The following is a 21,487-nucleotide window of genomic DNA, read 5'->3' on the forward strand; positions in this document are numbered from 1 at the left end:
GCTATGTTGGCTCCAGCACCCTCGGGTGGCTTGCGGGCTTGCGTTTCTTCAACTTCGAACGAGGCACTGGCATGCGGTTTTCACCCTTTGTCGAACGGATCAGTGGCCAGGGCGTCGCCGCCTGGGATATCCATCATGCGGCGTTCGAAGCCCAGCGCCGTGGCGAGGATGTGATCATCCTCAGTGTGGGCGACCCCGATTTCCCCACCCCCGATTTCATCACCGAGACGGCCATCGAGGCTCTGCGCGAAGGCGATACCCACTACACCGAGATCGCCGGCCGCCTGGCCTTGCGCGAGGCTATCGCCGCCCGCTACGGCCAGCGTTTCGATCGGCCGTTGCAGGCCGCGAACGTGATCACCGTGGCCGGGGCACAGAATGCGTTGTTCATCACCTCGCTGTGCCTGCTCAATGCCGGCGACGAGGTGATCGCCCTGGACCCGATGTACGTCACCTACGAGGCCACCCTCAAGGCTTCGGGTGCGACCCTGGTACGCGTGCCCTGTGCCGCGGACGCAGGGTTCACGCTCGATGCCGCGTTGCTGGCCAAGGCGATTACCCCACGTACCCGGGCGATCTTCTTTTCCAATCCGAACAACCCCACCGGCGTGGTGCTTGGCCGAGAGCAATTGCAGGCGATCGCCGAGCTGGCCATCGCCCATGACCTGTGGGTGGTGGTGGACGAGGTCTACGAGAGCCTGGCCTTCGAGCGCGAGCATGTCAGTCTCGCGCTCTTGCCAGGCATGGCCGAACGCTGCGTGACCATCGGCAGCCTGTCCAAGTCCCACGCCATGACCGGTTGGCGCATCGGCTGGATCGTCGCCGACGCCACCCTGGTGAGCCACGCCGAGACCCTGGTGCTGAGCATGCTCTACGGCTTGCCCGGCTTCGTCATGGAGGCCGCGCTCAAGGCGGTGCAGGCCCATGACGAGGTGACCCAGGGCATGCGCGACATCTATCGCCGGCGCCGTGACCTGGTGGTACAGGGATTGTCCGGATGCCCGCGGCTCGCGGTGCTCAAGCCCGACGCCGGCATGTTCGTGCTGCTCGATGTGCGCCAGACCGGTCTCACCTCGCTGGAGTTCGCCTGGCGACTGTTGCGCGAAGCCGGGGTTTCGGTGCTCGACGCGGCGGCGTTCGGCGAGCCGGCACAGGGCTTCGTGCGCCTGTCCTTCACGCTTGGCGAGGAACGCCTGGCCGAGGCTTGCCGAAGGATTCGCGAATTCGTCGGGCGGCTGGCCGACGAGCCGGCCCGTCCGCTGATCGAGCCGGTGACGGTGCAGGGCACGGTGCAAGTGGAGGTGACCCGACCGATGATCGAAGTCGACCGCCTGCACAAGCGCTTCGGCAATATCGAGGTCCTCAAGGGCGTCTCGCTGACCGCCCGTGAAGGCGAGGTGATCTCGCTGATCGGCGCCAGCGGCTCGGGCAAGAGCACCTTGCTGCGCTGCATCAACCTGCTCGAAGTACCGGACCAGGGCCGCATCCTGGTGGATGGTGAAAGCCTCCGGCTCAACTATGACCGCCCCGGCGCGCCGCTGGTGGCCGATGCCCGGCAACTGGTGCGCATCCGTTCGACCCTGGGCATGGTGTTCCAGAACTTCAACCTCTGGCCCCATCGCACGGTGCTGGAGAACCTGATCGAAGCGCCGACCCAGGTCCTGCGCGAGAGCCGCGCCGAGGCCACCGAACGGGCCGAGGCGCTGCTCGAGCGCGTAGGACTGGCGGCCAAGCGCAACGAGTACCCGGCGTTTCTCTCCGGGGCCAGCAACAACGGGTGGCCATCGCCCGGGCCCTGGCCATGCGGCCCAAGGTCATGCTGTTCGATGAACCCACCTCGGCCCTCGACCCGGAGCTGGTCGGCGAAGTGCTGCGGGTGATCCGCTCCCTCGCCGAAGAAGGCCGGACCATGATCCTGGTGACCCACGAGATGGCCTTCGCCCGCGATGTCTCTTCCCGGGTGGCTTTCCTGCACCAGGGGCTGATCGAGGAAACCGGTTCGCCGGATGAAGTGTTCGTACACCCACGCAGTGAGCGCTGCCGGCAGTTCGTCAACGCTCATCAAACTCGCTAACGCAACATAAGAAGACGGGGCAACATCATGGGATATCGACGTTTGGCAAACTGGTTGGCCGGTGCGGCCTGCATCCTCCTGGCCGGCATGAGTGCTGCACAGGCTCAGCCCATCCGCTTCGCGGTCGCGGCAGAACCCTATCCGCCGTACACCGAGAAGCAGGCCAACGGGGAGTGGAAGGGCTTCGAGGTCGACCTGATCCACAAGCTGTGCAGCGAAATGAAGGCCGAGTGCGAGATCAGGGAGGTGGCCTGGGACGGGATCATCCCGTCGCTGCTGGCGAAGAAGATCGACGTGATCTTCTCCTCGATGTCGGTGACCGAGGAACGGGAAAAGCAGATCGCCTTCAGCAAGGCCTACTACGACTCGGCGATCGCCATCGTCGGCCCGAAGGGGGCTTCGGTGAAGCAGTACCCGGATGATCTGAAGGGCAAGATCATCGGCGTGCAGAACTCCACCGTCAGCGCCAGCTACCTGAAGGCCTACTACGAGAAGATCGCCGAGGTGAAGTACTACGACACCCAGGACTCGGCCAACGCCGACCTGATCGCCGGGCGCATCGACCTGATGATGGCGGACGGCACGGCCATGACGGCCTTCGTCAAGACCCCCGACGCCAAGGACCTGGCCTACCTCGGCTCGGTGCCCTACGACCCGATCTTCGGTCGCGGTGTGGGCGCCGGGCTGCGCAAGGACGACACCGAACTCAAGGCCCGCCTGGACAAGGCCATCACGACCCTGCTGGCGAGCAGGGACTATGACGAACTCTCCCGGAGCTACTTCGGTACCAGCGTGAAACCGGCGTTCTGAACACCGTTCCCGGTACACCACCGCCCCTTGTAGGAGCAGGGCTTGCCCGCGAAGGCGTCCCCGGGATCGCTGAAAGGCTTCGCGGGCAAGCCCTGCTCCTACAGGACGGTGCCGATTTCAGAAACGGCGGTAGGTGCGAAGTTTGAGGTCAGTGACTGGAGAGTGAAATGCCAGCAATGTTCGAATTGATCGATTTCAGCGAGCAGGGATGGGGCAGTGCGCTGCTCAAGGGGCTCTGGATGACCCTGCAGATTTCCGCCGGGGCCTTCGTCGTCGGGCTGTTGATCGGCCTGCTGGTGGCCTGCCTGAAAGTCGGCGGGCCGCGGCCGGTGGCGGCGCTGATGCGCGGCTACACCACCCTGTTCCGCGCGGTGCCGGAGCTGTTGCTGATCCTGCTGCTGTACTACGTCGGTTCCATGCTGCTCAACTCGCTGCTGGCCCATTTCGGGCAGGCGGCGGTGAATGTCAGCGGGCCGCTGGCGGCGATCCTGGTGCTGGGGCTGGTGCAGGGCGCCTATGCCTCGGAGATCTTCCGCGCGGCGATCCAGGCGATTCCCTACGGCCAGATCGAGGCGGCCAAGGCCTATGGCCTGACCGGGCTGGCCCTGTTCCGGCGGGTGACGCTGCCGATCATGGCGCCCCATGCCCTGGCCGGCATGGCCAACCTGTGGATCAACCTGATCAAGGACAGTGCGCTGATCAGCGTGGTCGGCACCAACGAGCTGTTGTACACCGCCAAGCAGGGTGCGGGTTCGACGCGGCACTACCTGTTGTTCTACCTCACTGCCGCCGCGCTGTACTACGCGGTGACGCTGGTGTCCAACTACCTGTCGGGAAGGCTCGAGCGGCGCATTCGTCGCTGGATGCCTTTGGCTGAGTGAACGCAATGATTCCAGCGTGGATATTCGAGTACACGGCACTGCTGGGGCGCGGCTTGCAGACCACCGTCGGCATCCTGCTGATTTCCAGCGTGCTGGGCTTCATCCTGGCCGTGCTGGTGGCCCTGGCGCGGTTGTCGAAGAACCGCCTGCTGGCCAGGGCCAGCCTGTTCTACACCAGCGTGCTGCGCGGCACGCCGCTGCTGATCCAGATCTACATCTTCTACTACGGCCTGGGCAGCCTGTTCGCGCAGTTCCCGCCGATTCGCGGCAGTTTTCTCTGGCCTTATCTGCGCGACGGCTACTGGTACATCGTCTTCGCCCTGGTGCTGTCGGTGGGCGCCTATGTCGGCGAGGTGATCCGCGGTGGGCTGCTGGCGGTACCCAAGGGCGAGATGGAGGCGGCTTCGGCCTTCGGCATGACGCCGCGCCAGGCACTGTTGCGGGTGCGTCTGCCACGGGCCCTGCGGTTGCTGCTGCCGACCCTGGCGGGGGAGACGGTGATGCTGCTCAAGTCCACGGCGCTGGCCTCGACCATCGCGGTGATCGACCTGCTGGGGGCGGCCAACGTGGTGCGCGCGCAGACCCTGCAGGTGTACCAGCCGCTGCTGCTGGTGGCCGGCGTCTATGTCTGTCTGACGTTCCTGATCGAGGCGCTGTTCGCCTTCGCCGAACGGCGCGGCACACCGCTGCGCAGGTCGGTGTGATGAGCCGGCCCCGGGGTGACGCCGGCCTGGTTGAGCCTGCCTCACGGGACGTCGTCGGTGTCGAATGCGCCGTTTCGCAACCCCTTTATCCAGCACCGGCAGATGTGCAGGCCGTTGGCGGGGCTGAAGGTCTCGGGGTTCAGGCACCACTCGAGCCAGAGTCCGTCGAGCATCGCCGATAGACCGATGGCGGCCAGGCGGGTGTCACGGATCACGAAGCCTTCGCTGTCGGCCAGGTCGTCGAGCAGGCGATGGATCAGGTCGAGGTAGGCGCCGTAGCTGCGTTCGTGGGACTGGCTGACGTGTTCGGAATGGCGGATCAGGCTCCAGAACACCACCCAGACGCCCAGCAGTTGCGGGTCCAGGACCCTGGGTGAGAAGGAACCGACCAGGAACGCCTCGAGTTTTTCCGCGGCGCTGCCGGCCTGGTTGACTTCGTCGAGCAGGCTGCTGGTCAGCTCGCTGGCGAGCTTGTGGTAGGTGTCGGCGATCAGGGCGTCGAGGGTGCCGAAGTGGTGATTGAGCAGGCCGACGGAGACCCCGGCCTCGCTGGCGATACGTCGCACCGAGATGCCGGCATGACCGTCCCGGGCCAGGCAGCGCAGGGTGGCGGCGATCAGCAGGTCGCGACGCTCGTCGGGTTCGGCACGGCGGAATTTGGGAGAGGCGGTTGGCACGCGATGTTCCTTTGTTCGAGAGAGCGGATGGGCGGGTGCCTCACGGCGGTCCGGCAAGCCGCTGCCAGAAGTATCCAGTGGGCACCGGATGTGCGGCGGGCACGACCACTGCGGGAACGGGCTTGCCCGTGAAAGCTTAGTTGAACGTATGTTCAATTTCCACTGTCGACGGTAACGATTTTCAACCTTCAATGAGGGGAGGGCGGGGGCATGGCGCAGGATGTTTCGTTCAGTGTGCGCAACAACAACGGCGATCCGGTCCGGGTCGGCGCCTGGCGCTTCGGCGAGCCTGGCGAAGGCCTGAAGGTGCACCTGCAGGCCGGGGTCCATGCCGATGAGATCGCCGGCATGCTGGTGCTGCACCTGCTGCTGCAGCGCCTGGCCGGCGCCGAGGCCGCGGGCCGGCTCCGGGGCAGTGTGACCGTGGTGCCGCAGGCCAACCCGCTGGGCATCGGGCAGTTTCGCCAGGGACGGATCCTCGGGCGTTTTCACGAGGCCACCGGGCAGAACTTCAACCGCGGGTTCGACCAGTCGGCGGCGTTGGGGCGGTGCGCGACCAATGTCCAGGCATGGCAGCGCCAACTGGTGGAACTGGCGGCTCCGGCGGATGTGGTGCTGGACCTGCACACCGATGACGAGGCGCTGCCCTACCTCTACCTGCACCGCAGCTTCTGGCCTCGCGGCCGGACCCTGGCGGCCGCGATGAAGATGGACGTGGCAATCATCTGGGACGATGGCGGCGACGGTTCCTTCGAGGAAACCCTCATCGCCCCCTGGTTGCGGGCCGGCGAGACGGCCGGGCGCATGGCGGCGACCCTGGAGTTGCGCGGGCAGGGCGATGTCGTCGACCGTTTCGCCGAGCAGGATGCCGCCGGCCTGTATGCCTGGCTGTGTGCCCAGGGGGTGATCGCCGAGGACCTGGCGGTGGCTGACTGGCCGGTGGCGGCCATGGAAATGGGACACATGGAAACCATCCTGGCACCGTGCCCCGGCGTGCTGGTGTTTGAGCGGGAACTGGGCGAGCAGGTCGAGGAGGGCCAGCGGTTTGCGCGGATCATCGGTCGCCCGGGAGACCCGTCCTCGGAGGTGGTGCTGTATGCCGAGCAGGCCGGCCGCATGCTGACGCGCTATCGCGACCGGCTGGTGCCCCAGGGCATGGTGGTGGCGAAGTTCACCGGCAGTCGCCTGTCGCGCAACTGGGCCGGTGGTTTGCTGGACCCAAACTGAGCGGCGCGTTCAGACCGCCAGGCGCAGGTCGTACAGCTGGCCGCTGCGAGCCAGCAGGTTGGCGTGATGCCGCTCCAGCGCCAGGACCTCCTCGGCCAGGTTGTCCAGCAGCAGGCGGCCACGGGCGGTGAGTTCGCGGCTGCCGGTCAGCGTCGCCAGGGCCCGGCCCAGGCCGCGCAGGATGAACACCAGGTGGTGCTCGGCGCGCTGCATTTCGCTGGCCGGGCGCTGGCGCACGCGCTCCAGGTACTTGAGCCGCATGAGCTGGGCGAAGAACGCCTGGAAATATTCGGCCAGGCCACAGGGGCGGTTCGACCAGGGCAGGAAGTACAGGCGTTCCTCATCGGCCTGGGGATCGACGATCGGGCAGATCTCCTCGATGCAATACAGCAACTGGTGGGCGGTTTCGCGCACCAGTGACTCTTCGACCTCGAGCAGCGAGTGGTCCCTGGCCGAGAGCAGGATCGCGCCGCTGTAGCGCCTGGCCGAGCCGCTGCGCAAGTGACTGTCCGGCAGGTAGCAGATGAGCCGGACCAGGTGACGGAACTGCTCGTGACAGCCGGGCCAGGTCAGGGCGATGCGCGACAGCGCGACATTCACCACATCGCTGAAGAAATGGATGGAATAGCCAGTGTTCTCCAGGCGCTGGCGGGTCGCCTCGTCGCTCGGGAATTCGTAGCAGGGCGCGAGTTCGGCGGCGATCAGCGGGTCGATATCGAAGCGGCGCACGGGTGGGCGGTTGGCGTGCTGGTGCTCCGCGGCTGCCCGGGCGAGGCGCTGCAGCAGCTCCGGCAAGGCCCGCAGGCTCTCCAGCAGGACCCCGCGAGCCGATTGCAGGCCGTCGAGGACCTGGTAGGTCAGGCCGACGCAGCGGCGTGCCCAGATCTGGAAGGCCGGTTCATTGAGGGTTGCCCGTCGCTCGACGGCTGGCAGCAGGATCAGGCTGGCCGTGCTGGCGAAGAACCCGCCGAGTTCGGGCGTGGCGGGAAACAGGCGATAGGCTTCGGCATAGAGGGTGGCGAGGGTGGTGTAGCGGTCCTGGTCGATCTGGTCCAGCAGGCGACTGAAACGGTTGGGCGACGCGTCGGGCATGAAAGTATTGTGCTGGAACAGGTTGTCGAGTTCAGCCGGATGTTTTGGATGCATGCGGGATGGCCTCCTGGCACAAGTTTCCGTTTTTATCGTGAAAGTCCATTTGCTGGACTTGGCCTTATGACTTGCCTTTTTGATCTGTGGTTGCTGAAGCTTTGGATTCAAAGGGTTGTAGAGGGGTTTCGCTATTTGCCGGGTTTGAATATAACGGCTGGATTTCCATTTTCAATATTCTTTAGGTTTCTTCGGATTAAAGATGTTTGTTGTTTTTATTCTGGTTATTCAGGTGTTTTCTTACATGTAGTTGGCTGGTGAGATAAGTCTGTAGGTCGGTTCGGTTCATGGCGTTTTCAGTGATTCGCTGGAGCGGGTTCCGCAGCCTGGGTGACGGCCTGGGAGCGATCCATGGCCGGCGAGCGACTGGCGGCTCTTGTCAGGAAAATCCCATAGGAGTACAAATGTACTCCATGACGAATCTGACTCCCCGCCGTTCCGCCATCCTGACCTTCATCCGCGAACGCATCGCGGACCACGGCCAGCCCCCGAGCCTCGCCGAGATCGCCGAGGCCTTTGGTTTCGCCTCGCGCAGCGTGGCGCGCAAGCACGTGGTGGCCCTGGCCGAGGCCGGCTTCATCGAGGTCAATGCCCATCAGGCGCGGGGCATCCGCCTGCTCAACCAGCCCGCACGTCCGGCCCTGCTGGAAATCCCGCTGCTGGGGCGGGTGGCGGCGGGGCGGCCGATCGATGTCGATGCGCAGGTTCACGAGCGCCTGTGGCTCGACCCGGCGCTGTTTTCCCGCACGCCGGACTTCCTGTTGCGGGTCCAGGGTGATTCGATGATTGGCGACGGCATCCTCGATGGCGACCTGGTGGCGGTGCGGCGCAATGTCGAGGTGCGCAACGGCCAGATCGTCGTCGCCCGACTCGATGGCGAAGTCACCATCAAGCGTTTCGAACGCAGTGCGACCGGTATCCGCCTGCTGGCCCGCAACCCGGCCTATGCCCCGATCGTCGTCGACCCTGAACACCAGGAACTGGCCATCGAAGGGGTGTTCTGCGGCCTGGTGAGGCAAGGCTGATGGGGGCCGTGGTCGCGCTCGATTCGCTGCTCGATGAGCGGCGGGTCTGGAAGGGCCGGCCGGCGGTACAGGCCGCCCGCCTGCCCTCGACCGGGCATGCCCGGTTGGATGCGGTGCTGCCCGGCGGTGGCTGGCCGGAGTCGGCGTTGACGGAGATCCTCATCGCCGGCGAGGGCGTGGGCGAGTTGCAACTGCTCTGGCCGACCCTGGCGCGCCTGTCGGCCAGCGGTGAGCGAGTCGTGCTGGTGGCGCCGCCTCATGTGCCTTACCCCCAGGCCTGGCTCGGCGCTGGCGTGGACCTGCGGCAGTTGTCGGTGATCCAGGCCGCTCCCCGTGATGCCCTGTGGGCCGCCGAGCAGTGCCTTCGCTCCGGCAGTTGCGGTGCCGTGCTGTGCTGGCCGCAACAGGCCGATGACCGGGCGCTGCGGCGCTTGCAGGTGGCGGCGGAAAGTGGCCAGACCCTGGCATTCGCCTATCGCTCGCTGGAGGAGGCGATCAACCCGTCGCCCGCTTCCCTGCGGCTCGCCATCGATGGCAGGCCCGCGCAGTTGCGCGTGCTCAAGTGCCGGGGTGGGTTGGCCTATCCGGCACCGATCGCCTTCGGCGCGGGGCATTGAGGTTGGCATGCGCTGGGTCTGCATCGTGTTCCCGCAATTGGCGCTGGACGGCGTGCTGCGGCGAATCCCCGAGCCCGATGCGCCACTGGCGCTGCTGAGCGGTTCGCCGCAACGGCGGGTGCTGCAGGCGGTGAACGCCTCGGCCCGGGCCCTGGGCCTGCGCCCCGGACAATCGCTGACGGCCGCCCATGCGCTGACCAAGGCGTTCGCCACGGCCGAATACGACCCTGCCGAGATCGAGCAGTGGCAGCAGTTGCTCGCCGCCTGGGCCTACGGCTTCAGTTCCCAGGTCAGCCTGCGTTATCCCCGGGCCCTGCTGTTCGAGATCGAGTCCAGCCTGGGCCTGTTCGGCCCCTGGCCGCAGTTGGAGGCGCGCCTGCGCAGGGAGTTGACCGAACTGGGTTTTCGTCACCGGATCGTGGTTGCGCCCCATCCGGCGGCGGCCAGGGTGTTGGCCAATGCCTACGATGGCCTGGCCCTGGCCGACGAGGCCGCCCTGCGACAGGCCCTGGGGCAGATGTCCATCGACCGGGTCGGGCTGGAGCAGGGCGCGGCCACGGCCTTGTCACGCATGGGCCTGCGCACCCTGCAGCAGGTGCTGGCGTTGCCCCGGCACAGCCTGGCCCGGCGCTTCGAGGCGTCGTTGCTCAAGCATATCGACACCCTGCTGGGCGAGCGGCCGCTGGCCCTGGCGTTCTACCAGCCGCCGGATCGTTTCGCCGCGCGGATCGAACTGAACTTCGACGTGACGTCCCACCAGGCCTTGCTGTTTCCCCTGCGGCGGTTGACCGGCGACCTGGCGGCGTTTCTCTGTGGCCGCGACAGCGGTGTGCAGCGCTTCGACCTGCTGCTGGAACATGCCGAAGGCGTCGACACGCGGATCAAGGTCGGTCTGCTCAGTGCCGAGCGTGACCCGGCGATGCTGTTCGAACTGGCCCGTGGGCGCCTGGAGCAGATCCAGGTCGAGTCGGCGGTGCGCGGTTTTCGTCTGGAGGCCGAGGACCTGCCGGCGTTCGTCCCCCAACACCGCGAGCTGTTCGACGAACGCCCGCAACAGTCCTTGTCCTGGGAGCAACTGCGCGAACGCCTGCGCGCCCGGCTGGGCGACGAGGCCGTGCAGGGCCTGTGCTTCCAGGCCGACCACCGTCCCGAATGCGCCTGGCAGCCGCTGGCCGCCAGTACGCCGGGCCCACTGTCCCAGGCCGGGCCGCTGCGTCCGGGCTGGTTGCTCAGGGAACCGCTGCCGCTGCCCGAGCAGGCGGCGCGGGTGTTGCTCGGGCCGGAACGCATCGAGTCGGGCTGGTGGGACGGCGCGGATGTGCGCCGCGACTACTATCGGGTCGAGATCCGTGGCGGCCGGCAGGGCTGGGCCTATCGTCCGGCAGGTGAGGGCGGCCCGCTGCTGCTGCAGGGCTGGTTCGCATGAGTGGCGAATACGCCGAATTGCATTGCCTGTCGAACTTCAGCTTCCAGCGCGGTGCTTCCAGTGCCCGGGAACTGTTCGAGCGGGCTCGTGAGCAGGGTTATCAAGCCCTGGCGATTACCGACGAGTGCACCCTGGCCGGTATCGTGCGTGCCTGGCAGGCAGCGCAGGACACCGGCTTGCCGCTGATCATCGGCAGCGAGATGCGGATCGCGAACGGCCCCCGTGTCGTCCTGCTGGTGGAGGACCTGGCGGGATACCAGGTGCTCTGCCGGTTGATCACCCAGGCCCGGCGGCGGGTGGAGAAGGGCCGATACCAGGTGCTGCGCGAGGATTTCGAACAGGCGCTGCCGGGGCTATTGGCCCTGTGGCTACCGGGCCCGGACCTGGCCGAGGCCGATGGGCGCTGGTTGCGCGAGCGTTTTCCCGAACGGCTGTGGCTGGCGGTGGAGCTGCATTGCGGCGAAGACGATGAAGGGCGCCTGACCCGCCTGCAGGCCCTGGCCGCGACACTGGCGATCCCTGCCGTGGCCAGCGGCGACGTGCATATGCATGTGCGTAGCCGCCGTGCCTTGCAGGACACCATGACCGCCATCCGCCTGCACGTGCGCGTGGCCGATGCCGGGCAGCAGTTGTATCCCAATGGCGAACGGCATTTGCGCAGCCTCGATGTCCTGCGCGGTCTCTATCCGCCAGCCTTGCTGGCCGAGAGCCTGGTGATTGCCCGGCGTTGCCGCTTTACCCTCGACCAGCTGAATTACCAGTATCCCCGCGAGCTGGTACCCGAGGGGCAGACTCCGGCTTCCTGGTTGCGCCACCTGACGGAGCAGGGGCTTCGCCGACGCTGGCCCGAGGGGATCAGCCAGCGGGTCCGGGATCTGATTGAAAAGGAACTGAAGCTGATCGCCGAACTGGACTACGACAGCTATTTCCTGACAGTGCAGGACATCGTCCAGTTTGCCCGTAGCCAGGGCATCCTCTGCCAGGGTCGTGGCTCGGCGGCGAACTCGGTGGTCTGTTATGCCCTGGGGGTCACCGAACTGAACCCGGATCGCACCAACATGCTGTTCGAGCGCTTCCTGTCCCGCGAGCGCAACGAGCCGCCGGATATCGACGTCGACTTCGAGCACGAACGCCGCGAAGAGGTGCTGCAGTACGTCTTCCGTCGTTACGGCCGCGGGCGGGCGGCATTGACCGCGGTGGTCAGCACCTATCACGGCGCGGGGGCGGTGCGCGATGTGGCCAAGGCGCTGGGCCTGCCCGCGGACCAGGTCAATGCCCTGGCCGATGCCTGCGGCCGCTGGAGCGACGAGCCGCCGTCGGCCGAGCGGCTGCGGGAAAACGGCTTCGACCCCGACAGCCCGGTGTTGCGCCGGGTGCTGGGGTTGACCCGGCAACTGATCGGTTTTCCCCGGCACCTGTCGCAGCACCCGGGCGGCTTCGTGATTTCCGAGCAGCCGCTGGACACCCTGGTGCCGGTGGAAAACGCCAGCATGGCCGAGCGGACGATCATCCAGTGGGACAAGGACGACCTGGACAAGGTCGGGCTGCTCAAGGTCGATGTACTGGCCCTGGGCATGCTCAGCGCCCTGCGCCGCTGTTTCGACTTGGTGCAGCAGTATCGCGGCGGGCCGCGCTGGACCCTGGCGAGCATTCCGGCGGACGATGCGGCGACCTACGAAATGATCGGCCGGGCCGACACCATCGGTGTGTTCCAGATCGAGTCGCGGGCGCAGATGTCGATGCTGCCGCGGCTCAAGCCGAAGAACTTCTATGATCTGGTGATAGAGGTGGCGATTGTCCGTCCGGGGCCGATCCAGGGTGGCATGGTGCATCCGTACCTGCGTCGGCGACACGGCCATGAGCCCGAGACCTATCCGTCAGACGATCTCAAGGAAGTCCTAAAGCGGACCCGGGGCGTGCCGCTGTTCCAGGAGCAGGTGATGCAGATCGCGGTGGTCGCGGCAGGCTATACGCCCGGCGAGGCCGACCAGTTGCGCCGCTCCATGGCGGCCTGGAAACGCCACGGTGGGCTTGAACCCCATCGTCAGCGACTGGCCGATGGTATGGCGGCGCGTGGCTACAAGCCGGAGTTCGCCGCGCAGATCTTCGAGCAGATCAAGGGCTTTGGCAGCTACGGTTTTCCCGAGTCCCATGCCGCCAGTTTTGCCCTGCTGACCTATGCCAGTTGCTGGCTCAAGTGCCATGAGCCGGCGGCGTTCGCCTGTGCGCTGATCAACAGTTGGCCGATGGGCTTCTACAGTCCGGACCAGATCCTCCAGGATGCCCGGCGTCACCGCTTGCGGATTCTTCCGGTGGATGTCCGCGCCAGTACCTGGGATTGCAGCCTGGAGCCGGACGAGGGGCCGCAGCCGGCGCTGCGCCTGGGGCTGCGGATGATCCGCGGCTTTCGCGAGGAGGATGCGCGGCAGATCGAGGCGGCCAGGCAGGGCAGGGGCTTTGCGGATATTGCCGACCTGATCGAGCGGGCGCGGCTCGATGGCCGGACCCGCGAGCTGCTGGCGGATGCCGGTGCCTTGCGTGGCCTGGCGGGCAATCGTTACCGGGCCCGCTGGGAGGTAGCCGGGGTCGACCCGCAACTGGGCCTGTTCGCCGGCTTGTCACGGGAGGCCGAGACCGCCGTGGCCCTGCCGCGGCCAAGTGTCGGCGAGGACCTGCAGGCCGACTATGCCAGCCTGGGCACGACCCTCGGACCGCATCCGCTGGCCTTGCTGCGTGGGCAACTGCGTGCCTTGCGCTGCCGCAGTTCGCGGGAACTGCTGGCGCTCGAACATGGGCGGCCGGTGAGCATCGTTGGCCTGGTGACCGGCCGCCAGCGTCCGGGCACAGCCAGCGGCGTGACTTTCGTCACCCTGGAAGACGAGTTCGGCAACACCAACGTGGTGGTCTGGCGCGACCTGGCCGAACGCCAGCGACAGGTGCTGGTGGGTTCGCAATTGCTGAGGGTGGATGGGCGCCTGGAAACCGAGGGCGAGGTGCGCAATGTGATTGCCGGGCGCCTGAGCGACCTGAGTCCGATGCTGGCGGACATCACCGTGCGCAGCCGGGATTTCCGCTGATCTTTCTGGCCTTGTGCGACCCTCTCTGCGGGCAGGGCTTGCCCGCGGACAGCCCCCCGGAGTCGACGCCTCAATCCTCCGCCTTGACCGTCGCCACATCGTCGGCCTTGACCCGCACCTTCTTCCCGGAGATGTCCCGGAACTCATAGAACCCATCGGCACCGTGGGTCTTCGGCATGTCCCTGGTCAGGTACTGGGTGCCGTTCTGCAAGGTCACGACCGTGGGCGTCGAGCAGCCGCCCAGGGCCAGCAGGGCTGCCGTCAACAGTGACAGGCTCAGGGTTCTCGCTTTCATGGGTATCTCCAGACTCACGGGTTGATGATCATCCGTATCGCAAATTGCCGGCTCAGACAGGGTGAGCGGACCCGCAGGCTGTGCCTATAATCGGCTCGAACGTTGTTCCCAGTCGCCAGCCGGAAGCCTTTCATGACCGATCTTTCGTCGTTCGCCATCACGCAAAAATGGCCCGCTCAACATCCAGACCGCCTCCAGCTGTATTCGTTGCCGACCCCCAACGGCGTCAAGGTGTCGATCCTGCTCGAAGAGCTGGGCCTGCCCTACGAGCCGCACCTGGTCAGCTTCGCCACCAACGACCAGTTGACCCCGCAGTTCATGTCGTTGAACCCCAACAACAAGATCCCTGCCATTATCGACCCGGATGGCCCGGGCGGCCAGCCGTTGCCGCTGTTCGAGTCCGGGGCGATCCTGGTCTATCTCGCCGAGAAGACCGGTCGTTTCCTCTGCGTGGACCCGGCCACCCGCTATGAAACCCTCCAGTGGCTGATGTTCCAGATGGGCGGAATCGGCCCGATGTTCGGCCAGCTCGGCTTCTTCAACAAATTCGCCGGCAAGGACTACGAGGACAAGCGGCCACGCGACCGTTATGTCGCCGAAAGCAGGCGCCTGCTGGGGGTGCTCAACCAGCGCCTGGAGAACCGCCGCTGGATCATGGGCGACGACTACAGCATCGCCGATATCGCCACCTTCCCATGGATTCGCAACCTGATCGGCTTCTACGAGGCCGGCGAGCTGGTGGGCATCCAGGACTTCCCCCACGTCACCCGCGCGCTGGAGGCGTTCCTCGCCCGGCCGGCGGTGATCAAGGGGCTGACCATTCCGGGTTGAGTCGACTGTGCGAAGCCTGGCCGGTCAGCCCAGGCGTTCGGCAAGCAAGGGCAGCAATTGCTCGCAGGAGGCTGCGAACTTGTAGTCCAGCAGTTCATCGGCGCGGGTCTTGCCCAGGTTGATGGCAATCAGCGGCTTGCCGCGTTCGGCCACGCGCTTGCACAGGCGAAAGGCCGAATAGGCCATCAGCGACGAGCCGACCACCAGCAGCCCCGCCGCCTGCTCGGCGCAGGCCAGGGCGCGGCTGGCGGTCGCCGGGGCGACGTTTTCGCCGAAGAACACCACATCCGGTTTCAGCCGCTCGCCCTGGCAGTGGGGGCAGCGGGGGACCTGGAAGTCCGACTCGAAATGGGCATCGAGCAGGGTGTCGCCATCGGGCGCCTGGTCCGCCTCGATCTCCAGCAGATAGGCGTTCTGTGTTTCCAGCGCGTGCTGCACGGCATCGCGCTCCAGGCGGATGCCGCAATCCAGGCACAACACCTTGTGCAGGCTGCCATGCAGCTCGATCACGTCATGGCTGCCGGCCTGGTCGTGCAGGGTATCGACATTCTGCGTGATCAGGCCGCTCAGGTGCTGGCCTGCCTGCAGGCTGGCCAGCGCCCGGTGGGCGGCATTCGGCCGTGCCTGGCGCACCCGTGGCCAGCCGAGCATGGCCCGGGCCCAGTAGCGACGGCGGGCCTGGGGCGAACCGAGAAACTCCTGGATCATCATCGGCGCCTTGCCCCGGCGTACGCCGGCGCTGTCGCGGTAGTCGGGGATGCCGGAGGAGGTGCTGATGCCGGCACCGGTCAGCACCAGAAAGGGTTGCCCGGCCATCAGGGGCAGCAGGGTTTCCAGGGCGCTGTCGACTTGCGGGTCGGGCATGAGGTCATCTCCGGTGGGCGAAAGGCGGGCGGCAAACCAAGCATAGTCGCAGGGTTTCCCGGGGAACAAGCTTGCCCTTGCGCACTGGTCGCGGCGCGTAGGATAGTGCCTTCAGTGAACGGATGCTTGAGGTTCAGCCCCATGGTGTACAGCATTCGCCTGGCCCGTGACGAGGATGCCGAAGCCATCAGCCAGGTGATCATCCAGGCTCTGCGTGAGAGCAATGCCGCGGATTATCCGGCAGCGGTGATCGACCGCGTCGAACAGCGCTTCGGCCCGCAGGATGTGCGCAGCCTGCTGGGCATTCGGAGCATGCTGGTGGCCCAGCAGGGAGAGCGGATCATCGGCACCGCCAGCCTCGATGGCGAGGTGGTGCGCAGCGTGTTCGTGGCGCCGCGGGCCCAGGGCTCTGGCGTCGGCCGGGCCCTGTTGGCCGAGGTGGTCCGGCTGGCCCGGGAGGCGGGTGTCGGGTGGTTGAAGGTGCCCTCGACGGTGACCGCCGAAGGCTTTTACGCACGGCTGGGGTTCGAGGCTGTGCGTGATGTCTGGCACGGCGAGGAACGCACCATCGTCATGCAACTGCGGCTGGTCGCCTGAGCGCCTCAATCGTCGCGGGTCAGTACTTCCAGCAGTTCGATCTCGAACGTCAGGTCGGCACCGGGCGCCACCCGCGAGCCCATGCCGCGCTCGCCATAGGCCAGGTGCGCCGGCACGAACAGCCGGCGCTTGCCGCCGACCTTCATGCCCATCAGGCCGATATCCCAGCCCTTGATCACCCGGCCGGTGCCGATCACGCACTGGAACGGCTTGCCGCGGCTGTAGGAAGAATCGAATTCGCTGCCATCGGCGAGCGTGCCGCGGTACTGGGTAGTGATCAGCGCGCCCTTGACCACAGCCTTGCCGTCGCCTTCGAGCAGGTCGGTGACCTGCAGTTCTGTCTGTGTCATGACGTCTCCAGGGGGGCTACCCCATGAATGATTTCCAGCTCGGCGCGCCGAGGGCGTGGTGGATGTCGAGCAGGGTGATTTCGCCGAGCAGGCGGGGCGTGGCGGTCCGTTCGGATCAACACAAGCAACATGCGGGAGAGGCGCCTGTTATTGCGGGTGAAAAACAGCGTGCAGGTATAGCAAAATCGACTCTCTCGAACAAGAAGAGTGACGGGCGTCGACGGGCTGTCTTTACGCGGCGCTTGCCGGCGGCCGGCGTGACCTCGGTCGAGGATCGAGGCACATTGCCACTAAACCGCTATGGCGCACCTTGAGCATGGATTAAGATAGCCACTGGCTATTAACCTTTTGCGTGCCCATGTTCAAGTTGACTGGTTTTCACGGATGAGCGAGTGGATCGAGGCGTTTGTCGCGGTGTCGATGGTTGCCCTGATCGTCGTGTTCTGGTGGCGCGGGCGCCAGGCTCGTCGGGAGCTGGCTGAGTGCCGGACGCTCTTGCACCGGTTGAGCGAGTGCAACCGGCGCGGCGAGACTGGTGACGATGCCGAGCGTTTCCGGCGCAGCCAGTATTTCGCCCGGATCGGCACCTGGGACTGGGATGTCGATACCGAGAAGCTCTACTGGTCGGAAGCCATCTACGGCATGTTCGGCTACAAGGTCGACGAAGTGGTGCCGTCCTACGAACTGTTTTGCGCCAGCGTGCACCCCGATGACCGGGACAGGGTGCGTGCCGGCGAGTTACGCTGCATCGAGACCGGTGAGAACCACGATGAGGAATACCGGGTGATCTGGCCGGATGGCAGTATCCACTGGCTGCGCGAGACCGGTAACGTGGTGAAGAACGTCCACGATTCGGTGGTCAAGATGATGGGTGTGGTCCGCGACATCACCGAGGAAAAGGCCTGGGCCAGCCAATTGCATACCCTGGCCCACAACGATGCCCTGACCGGGCTGCCCAATCGCCTGGTACTGGAGGAACGGCTGTCCCGGGCCCTGGAGCGTGCCCGTGATGGCGGAACGCGGGTGATCCTGGTGTTTCTCGACCTGAACGGCTTCAAGGAAATCAACGATGCCCATGGTCACGCCGCCGGCGACCAGATCCTGATCGCCACCGCGAACCGCCTGAAGAACCTGATGCGGGTCTCCGATACCGTGGCGCGCATCGGCGGCGACGAGTTCGTGCTGATTTTCGAGGGGTTGGCGCAACAGGGGATTGGCCTGTCGGAAGAGATTCATCGCCTGTGTGGGAAGGTGCTGATCGAGCTGTCGGTACCGATCAGCCTCGACGAACAGCCGATTCGTATCGGTTCCAGCCTGGGCGTGGCGGTTTTCCCCGATCATGCCGTGAGCATGGACACCCTGATCCACATCGCCGACCTGGCGATGTACGACGCCAAGCGCAGTGGCAACAACCAGTATCGCCTGGGCCGATCGGCCGTGCTGGCGGCCGGTATCGACTGAATATCCGCACGTCGTGGGAACCACGCATAAACGCATGTAGGACATGCACATCGTCCAGGCTGCGATTTCCTGTCCGAATAGAGTATTGTGGTGGTCTGCGCAAAAAAGTCATAAACCCGGGGTATCCGGGCAGTTATCAGATTGAGGGTGTCATGGGTCAGGAAAGCATCAACTGGGACAAGCTGGGTTTCGACTACATCAAGACCGACAAGCGCTACCTGTCTTACTTCCGCAAGGGGGAGTGGGACAATGGCGTGTTGACCGAAGACAACGTCCTGCACATCAGCGAAGGCTCGACCGCGCTGCATTACGGCCAGCAGTGCTTCGAGGGCCTGAAGGCCTACCGTTGCAAGGATGGTTCGATCAACCTGTTCCGGCCTGACCAGAACGCCGCACGCATGCAGCGCAGCTGTGCCCGCCTGCTGATGCCGGCGCCGTCGACCGAAGCCTTCGTCGAGGCCTGCCGCCAGGTCGTCAAGGCCAACGAGCGTTTCATTCCGCCGTACGGCACTGGCGGTGCGCTGTACCTGCGTCCGTTCGTGATCGGCGTGGGTGACAACATCGGCGTGCGTACCGCACCGGAGTTCATCTTCTCGATCTTCTGCATCCCGGTCGGCCCGTACTTCAAGGGCGGCATGAAGCCGCACAACTTCGTGATCTCCAGCTACGACCGCGCAGCCCCCCAGGGTACCGGTGCAGCCAAGGTCGGCGGCAACTACGCGGCCAGCCTGCTGCCGGGCTCCGAAGCCAAGAAAAATGGCTTCGCCGACAGCATCTACCTGGATCCGCTGACCCATTCGAAGATCGAGGAAGTGGGTTCGGCCAACTTCTTCGGCATCACCGCCAACAACGAGTTCGTCACGCCGAAGTCGCCTTCGGTACTGCCGGGTATCACCCGTCTGTCGCTGATCGAGCTGGCCGAATCGCGCCTGGGCCTGAAAGTGGTGGAAGGTGATGTGCTGATCGACAAGATCGGCGACTTCACCGAAGCCGGTGCCTGCGGTACCGCCGCGGTGATCACGCCGATCGGCGGCATCGAGTACCAGGGCAAGCTGCACGTGTTCCACAGCGAAACCGAGGTCGGCCCGGTGACCCAGCGCCTGTACAAGGAACTGACCGGCGTGCAGACCGGTGACATCGAGGCGCCAGCCGGTTGGATCGTCAAGGTCTGATCGACTACTGAGCCCGGCTGTCTGAAAGCCCGGGGCGAGTGATCGCCTCGGGCTTTTCTGTTTTTGCGACGTTCTGAACGGGCCTTTTGCCGGGTGGCGCTTGCATGTGGCGTGATCTCGGAATACTGTATGGATAATCAGTATTCGAGTGTGTCCCATGCAACTCATCGCCAAGCTCGGCATTCTCGCCGACGCCGCCAAATACGATGCCTCGTGCGCCAGCAGCGGCGCGCCCAAGCGCAGTTCCCGTGGCCGTGACGGGCTCGGTGCCACCGACGGCATGGGCATCTGCCATAGTTTCACCCCGGACGGCCGCTGCGTCTCGCTGCTCAAGGTACTGCTGACCAACTTCTGCCTCTACGATTGCCAGTACTGCGTCAACCGCCGTTCCAGCAATGTGCCGCGGGCACGGTTCACGCCGGAGGAGGTGGTGCGCCTGACCCTCGATTTCTACCGGCGCAACTGCATCAGCGGGTTGTTCCTCAGCTCCGGCATCATCCGCTCGGCCGACTACACCATGGAGCAACTGATCCGGGTGGCGCGGCTGTTGCGCGAGGAGCACCAGTTCCGTGGCTACATCCACCTCAAGACCATTCCCGACGCCGACCCGCTGCTGATCGAGGAGGCCGGGCGCCTGGCGGACCGCCTGAGCGTGAACATCGAGCTACCCACCGAGGCCAGCCTCAAGCGCCTGGCGCCGGAGAAGCGGGTGACCACCATCCGCCAGGCCATGGGGACCATCCACCTCGGCCAGCAGGCGGTGGCGGGCGAGGCCAGGGCGCCGCGTTTCACCCCGGCCGGGCAGAGCACCCAGGTGATCGTCGGCGCCGATGCCACGGACGACCGCACCATCCTGCGCAACGCCGAATCGCTCTACCAGGGCTATGGCCTCAGGCGCGTCTACTACTCGGCGTTCAGCCCGATCCCCGACAGCCCCGACAGCGTACCGCTGGCTGCGCCCCCCTTGCTGCGTGAACACCGCCTGTACCAGGCCGACTTCCTGATGCGCGGCTACGGCTACAAGGCGGGCGAACTGCTGGAGCAGTCGAGCAACCTGGCGCTGGACATCGACCCCAAGCTCGCCTGGGCGCTGGCCAACCGCGAGGTCTTTCCGCTGGACGTGAACCGTGCCGAACCGGCGTTGCTGGCACGCATTCCGGGGATCGGCCTGCGCAGCGTGCAGCGCATGGTCGCGCTGCGGCGGGAGCGGCGCATTCGCTACGACGACCTGATCCAGCTGCGTTGCGTGCTGGACAAGGCCCGGCCGTTCATCGTCACCAGCGACTATCGGCCGTCCCAGGCGGAAGCCTGCAGCGGCCTGCTGCGCAGTCGCTTGCGCGAGCCCCAGGCACCCCTGCAGATGGGGTTGTGGGGATGATCGCGCTGGACTGTGACGATGATTTCGCGACCTGGCGTGACCAGGCGCGGGTGCTGCTCGGTCATGGTATCGACCCGGTCGACGTGACCTGGAGCCAGGGGCCGGTGGCCGACCTGCTGGCCGGATCCACCCCGTTGCCCACGGGCCCGGGGGTGTTCTGTGCGCGGGTGCCGGCGGCCTTGCTGGCGCAACTCGAACAGGCCGCCCGCTACCGTGGCGAGCAGCGCTGGAATCTGCTCTATGAGGTGCTTTGGCGGGTCGCCCATGGCGACCGCACCGCCATGCTCGCCGGCGACCGCCTGGGCAGCGAGTTGCAACGACGGATCCGCCAGGTCGGTCGCGAGGCCCATCACCTGCATGCCTTCGTGCGCTTCGTGCCGCTGCCCGAGGCCCTGGCCGAGCGACTGCAACTGGACCTGGTGGCCTTCCATGAGCCGGCCCATGACATTCTCGCCAGTGCCAGCGGGCATTTCGCCGAACGACTGGGCCGGCAGCGCTGGCTGATCGCGACGCCGCGTGATGGCATCCGTTTCGATGGCGAAACCCTCGACTACCGGCGCCACTGCCCCGAGCAGTGGCGCCAATGGGCCCGGCATGCCGATGATCCCGGTGCTGAATTGTGGCTGACCTACTACCGGCACATTTTCAACCCGGCCCGGGTCAATCCCGATGCGATGCGCCAGCACATGCCGGGGCGTTTCTGGCGGCATCTGCCGGAAGGGCCGCTGATTCCCCGGCTGGTGGGGCAGGCGCGACAGGGCAAGCAGCGCGACGGGCAGGCGCAGGAGGTGGGGTTGCAGGAGGGCAAGCGGATTGCGGGCCGCAAGGGCTCGCCAGGCCATGGCCTGGCAAGCTGAGGCAAACCGGTTTGGCTG

19 protein-coding genes and 1 pseudogene are annotated in these 21,487 nt (G+C 65.9%); 15 read left to right on the forward strand and 5 right to left on the reverse strand.

Going from position 1 to position 21,487, the window contains the following annotated elements:
• Window positions 1–71 precede the first annotated feature (71 nt).
• The 4 genes and pseudogenes from ACZ5KU_RS12705 (at window position 72) to ACZ5KU_RS12720 (ending at window position 4,469) form a co-directional block, all read left to right on the forward strand.
• Window positions 72–2,074: pseudogene (locus ACZ5KU_RS12705) on the forward strand (aminotransferase class I/II-fold pyridoxal phosphate-dependent enzyme).
• Between the two features lie 27 nt (window positions 2,075–2,101).
• Window positions 2,102–2,884 carry a transporter substrate-binding domain-containing protein gene (locus tag ACZ5KU_RS12710; RefSeq protein ID WP_054060975.1) on the forward strand — a complete coding sequence of 261 codons (783 nt, stop codon included), beginning with the start codon at window positions 2,102–2,104 and terminating at the stop codon, window positions 2,882–2,884.
• A gap of 167 nt (window positions 2,885–3,051) precedes the next feature.
• On the forward strand, window positions 3,052–3,765 hold the full coding sequence (locus ACZ5KU_RS12715; RefSeq protein ID WP_273825655.1) for an ABC transporter permease: 714 nt from the start codon (window positions 3,052–3,054) through the stop codon (window positions 3,763–3,765).
• A 5-nt stretch (window positions 3,766–3,770) separates the two neighbouring features.
• Window positions 3,771–4,469, forward strand: a complete 699-nt coding sequence (locus ACZ5KU_RS12720) for an ABC transporter permease (protein WP_054060973.1) — start codon at window positions 3,771–3,773, stop codon at window positions 4,467–4,469.
• A 41-nt stretch (window positions 4,470–4,510) separates the two neighbouring features.
• Here ACZ5KU_RS12720 and ACZ5KU_RS12725 read toward each other — a convergent pair whose 3' ends face one another.
• A complete protein-coding gene (locus tag ACZ5KU_RS12725) occupies window positions 4,511–5,146 on the reverse strand; it encodes a TetR/AcrR family transcriptional regulator (protein ID WP_054060972.1) in 636 nt (211 codons plus the stop codon).
• A gap of 210 nt (window positions 5,147–5,356) precedes the next feature.
• Here ACZ5KU_RS12725 and ACZ5KU_RS12730 point away from each other — a divergent pair, with 210 nt between their 5' ends.
• Entirely contained in the window at window positions 5,357–6,373 is a 1,017-nt protein-coding gene (locus ACZ5KU_RS12730) for a M14 family metallopeptidase (RefSeq protein ID WP_464737259.1), read from the forward strand.
• A 9-nt stretch (window positions 6,374–6,382) separates the two neighbouring features.
• Here the strand turns inward: ACZ5KU_RS12730 and ACZ5KU_RS12735 are convergent, their stop codons facing one another.
• Window positions 6,383–7,519, reverse strand: coding sequence for an aKG-HExxH-type peptide beta-hydroxylase (locus ACZ5KU_RS12735; protein ID WP_416773072.1), 1,137 nt, complete (start codon window positions 7,517–7,519; stop codon window positions 6,383–6,385).
• Between the two features lie 404 nt (window positions 7,520–7,923).
• On the opposite strand from ACZ5KU_RS12735, the gene lexA reads away from it, so the two are divergent.
• From lexA to ACZ5KU_RS12755, 4 genes are read left to right on the forward strand one after another with little or no spacing between them, the layout of a single operon-like run.
• Window positions 7,924–8,544: a transcriptional repressor LexA gene (gene lexA / locus ACZ5KU_RS12740; protein WP_054062561.1), complete on the forward strand. Its 621-nt coding sequence runs from the start codon at window positions 7,924–7,926 to the stop codon at window positions 8,542–8,544.
• Complete coding sequence (imuA, locus tag ACZ5KU_RS12745) at window positions 8,544–9,161, forward strand: translesion DNA synthesis-associated protein ImuA (RefSeq protein WP_054062560.1); 618 nt, start codon at window positions 8,544–8,546, stop codon at window positions 9,159–9,161. The genes lexA and imuA overlap by 1 nt, the downstream gene beginning before the upstream one ends.
• 7 nt (window positions 9,162–9,168) lie before the next feature.
• Window positions 9,169–10,587, forward strand: coding sequence for a Y-family DNA polymerase (locus tag ACZ5KU_RS12750; protein ID WP_464737260.1), 1,419 nt, complete (start codon window positions 9,169–9,171; stop codon window positions 10,585–10,587).
• The gene (locus ACZ5KU_RS12755; RefSeq protein ID WP_464737261.1) at window positions 10,584–13,664 is read left to right on the forward strand and encodes an error-prone DNA polymerase; all 3,081 of its coding nucleotides are present in this window, start codon (window positions 10,584–10,586) and stop codon (window positions 13,662–13,664) included. The genes ACZ5KU_RS12750 and ACZ5KU_RS12755 overlap by 4 nt, the downstream gene beginning before the upstream one ends.
• A gap of 70 nt (window positions 13,665–13,734) precedes the next feature.
• Here the strand turns inward: ACZ5KU_RS12755 and ACZ5KU_RS12760 are convergent, their stop codons facing one another.
• Window positions 13,735–13,959, reverse strand: coding sequence for a YgdI/YgdR family lipoprotein (locus tag ACZ5KU_RS12760; protein WP_054061542.1), 225 nt, complete (start codon window positions 13,957–13,959; stop codon window positions 13,735–13,737).
• Window positions 13,960–14,091: 132 nt separating this feature from the next.
• Here ACZ5KU_RS12760 and ACZ5KU_RS12765 point away from each other — a divergent pair, with 132 nt between their 5' ends.
• The gene (locus tag ACZ5KU_RS12765; protein ID WP_464737262.1) at window positions 14,092–14,790 is read left to right on the forward strand and encodes a glutathione S-transferase N-terminal domain-containing protein; all 699 of its coding nucleotides are present in this window, start codon (window positions 14,092–14,094) and stop codon (window positions 14,788–14,790) included.
• Between the two features lie 24 nt (window positions 14,791–14,814).
• Here the strand turns inward: ACZ5KU_RS12765 and ACZ5KU_RS12770 are convergent, their stop codons facing one another.
• Window positions 14,815–15,654 carry an NAD-dependent protein deacetylase gene (locus ACZ5KU_RS12770; RefSeq protein ID WP_054062557.1) on the reverse strand — a complete coding sequence of 280 codons (840 nt, stop codon included), beginning with the start codon at window positions 15,652–15,654 and terminating at the stop codon, window positions 14,815–14,817.
• A gap of 141 nt (window positions 15,655–15,795) precedes the next feature.
• Here ACZ5KU_RS12770 and ACZ5KU_RS12775 point away from each other — a divergent pair, with 141 nt between their 5' ends.
• The gene (locus ACZ5KU_RS12775) at window positions 15,796–16,251 is read left to right on the forward strand and encodes a GNAT family N-acetyltransferase (RefSeq protein ID WP_054057944.1); all 456 of its coding nucleotides are present in this window, start codon (window positions 15,796–15,798) and stop codon (window positions 16,249–16,251) included.
• Window positions 16,252–16,256: 5 nt separating this feature from the next.
• Here the strand turns inward: ACZ5KU_RS12775 and ACZ5KU_RS12780 are convergent, their stop codons facing one another.
• Window positions 16,257–16,601, reverse strand: coding sequence for an FKBP-type peptidyl-prolyl cis-trans isomerase (locus tag ACZ5KU_RS12780; protein WP_416773080.1), 345 nt, complete (start codon window positions 16,599–16,601; stop codon window positions 16,257–16,259).
• 384 nt (window positions 16,602–16,985) lie between these two features.
• Between ACZ5KU_RS12780 and ACZ5KU_RS12785 the strand changes: the two genes are divergently transcribed.
• The 4 genes from ACZ5KU_RS12785 (at window position 16,986) to ACZ5KU_RS12800 (ending at window position 21,469) form a co-directional block, all read left to right on the forward strand.
• Window positions 16,986–18,062 carry a diguanylate cyclase domain-containing protein gene (locus ACZ5KU_RS12785; protein ID WP_419736305.1) on the forward strand — a complete coding sequence of 359 codons (1,077 nt, stop codon included), beginning with the start codon at window positions 16,986–16,988 and terminating at the stop codon, window positions 18,060–18,062.
• A 152-nt stretch (window positions 18,063–18,214) separates the two neighbouring features.
• Window positions 18,215–19,234, forward strand: coding sequence for a branched-chain amino acid aminotransferase (locus ACZ5KU_RS12790; RefSeq protein WP_054057947.1), 1,020 nt, complete (start codon window positions 18,215–18,217; stop codon window positions 19,232–19,234).
• A 157-nt stretch (window positions 19,235–19,391) separates the two neighbouring features.
• A complete protein-coding gene (locus ACZ5KU_RS12795; RefSeq protein ID WP_416773083.1) occupies window positions 19,392–20,612 on the forward strand; it encodes a putative DNA modification/repair radical SAM protein in 1,221 nt (406 codons plus the stop codon).
• The gene (locus ACZ5KU_RS12800; protein WP_054057949.1) at window positions 20,609–21,469 is read left to right on the forward strand and encodes a TIGR03915 family putative DNA repair protein; all 861 of its coding nucleotides are present in this window, start codon (window positions 20,609–20,611) and stop codon (window positions 21,467–21,469) included. The genes ACZ5KU_RS12795 and ACZ5KU_RS12800 overlap by 4 nt, the downstream gene beginning before the upstream one ends.
• The last annotated feature ends 18 nt before the right edge of the window (window positions 21,470–21,487 follow it).

The organism is Pseudomonas sp. Tof1 (assembly GCF_055390395.1).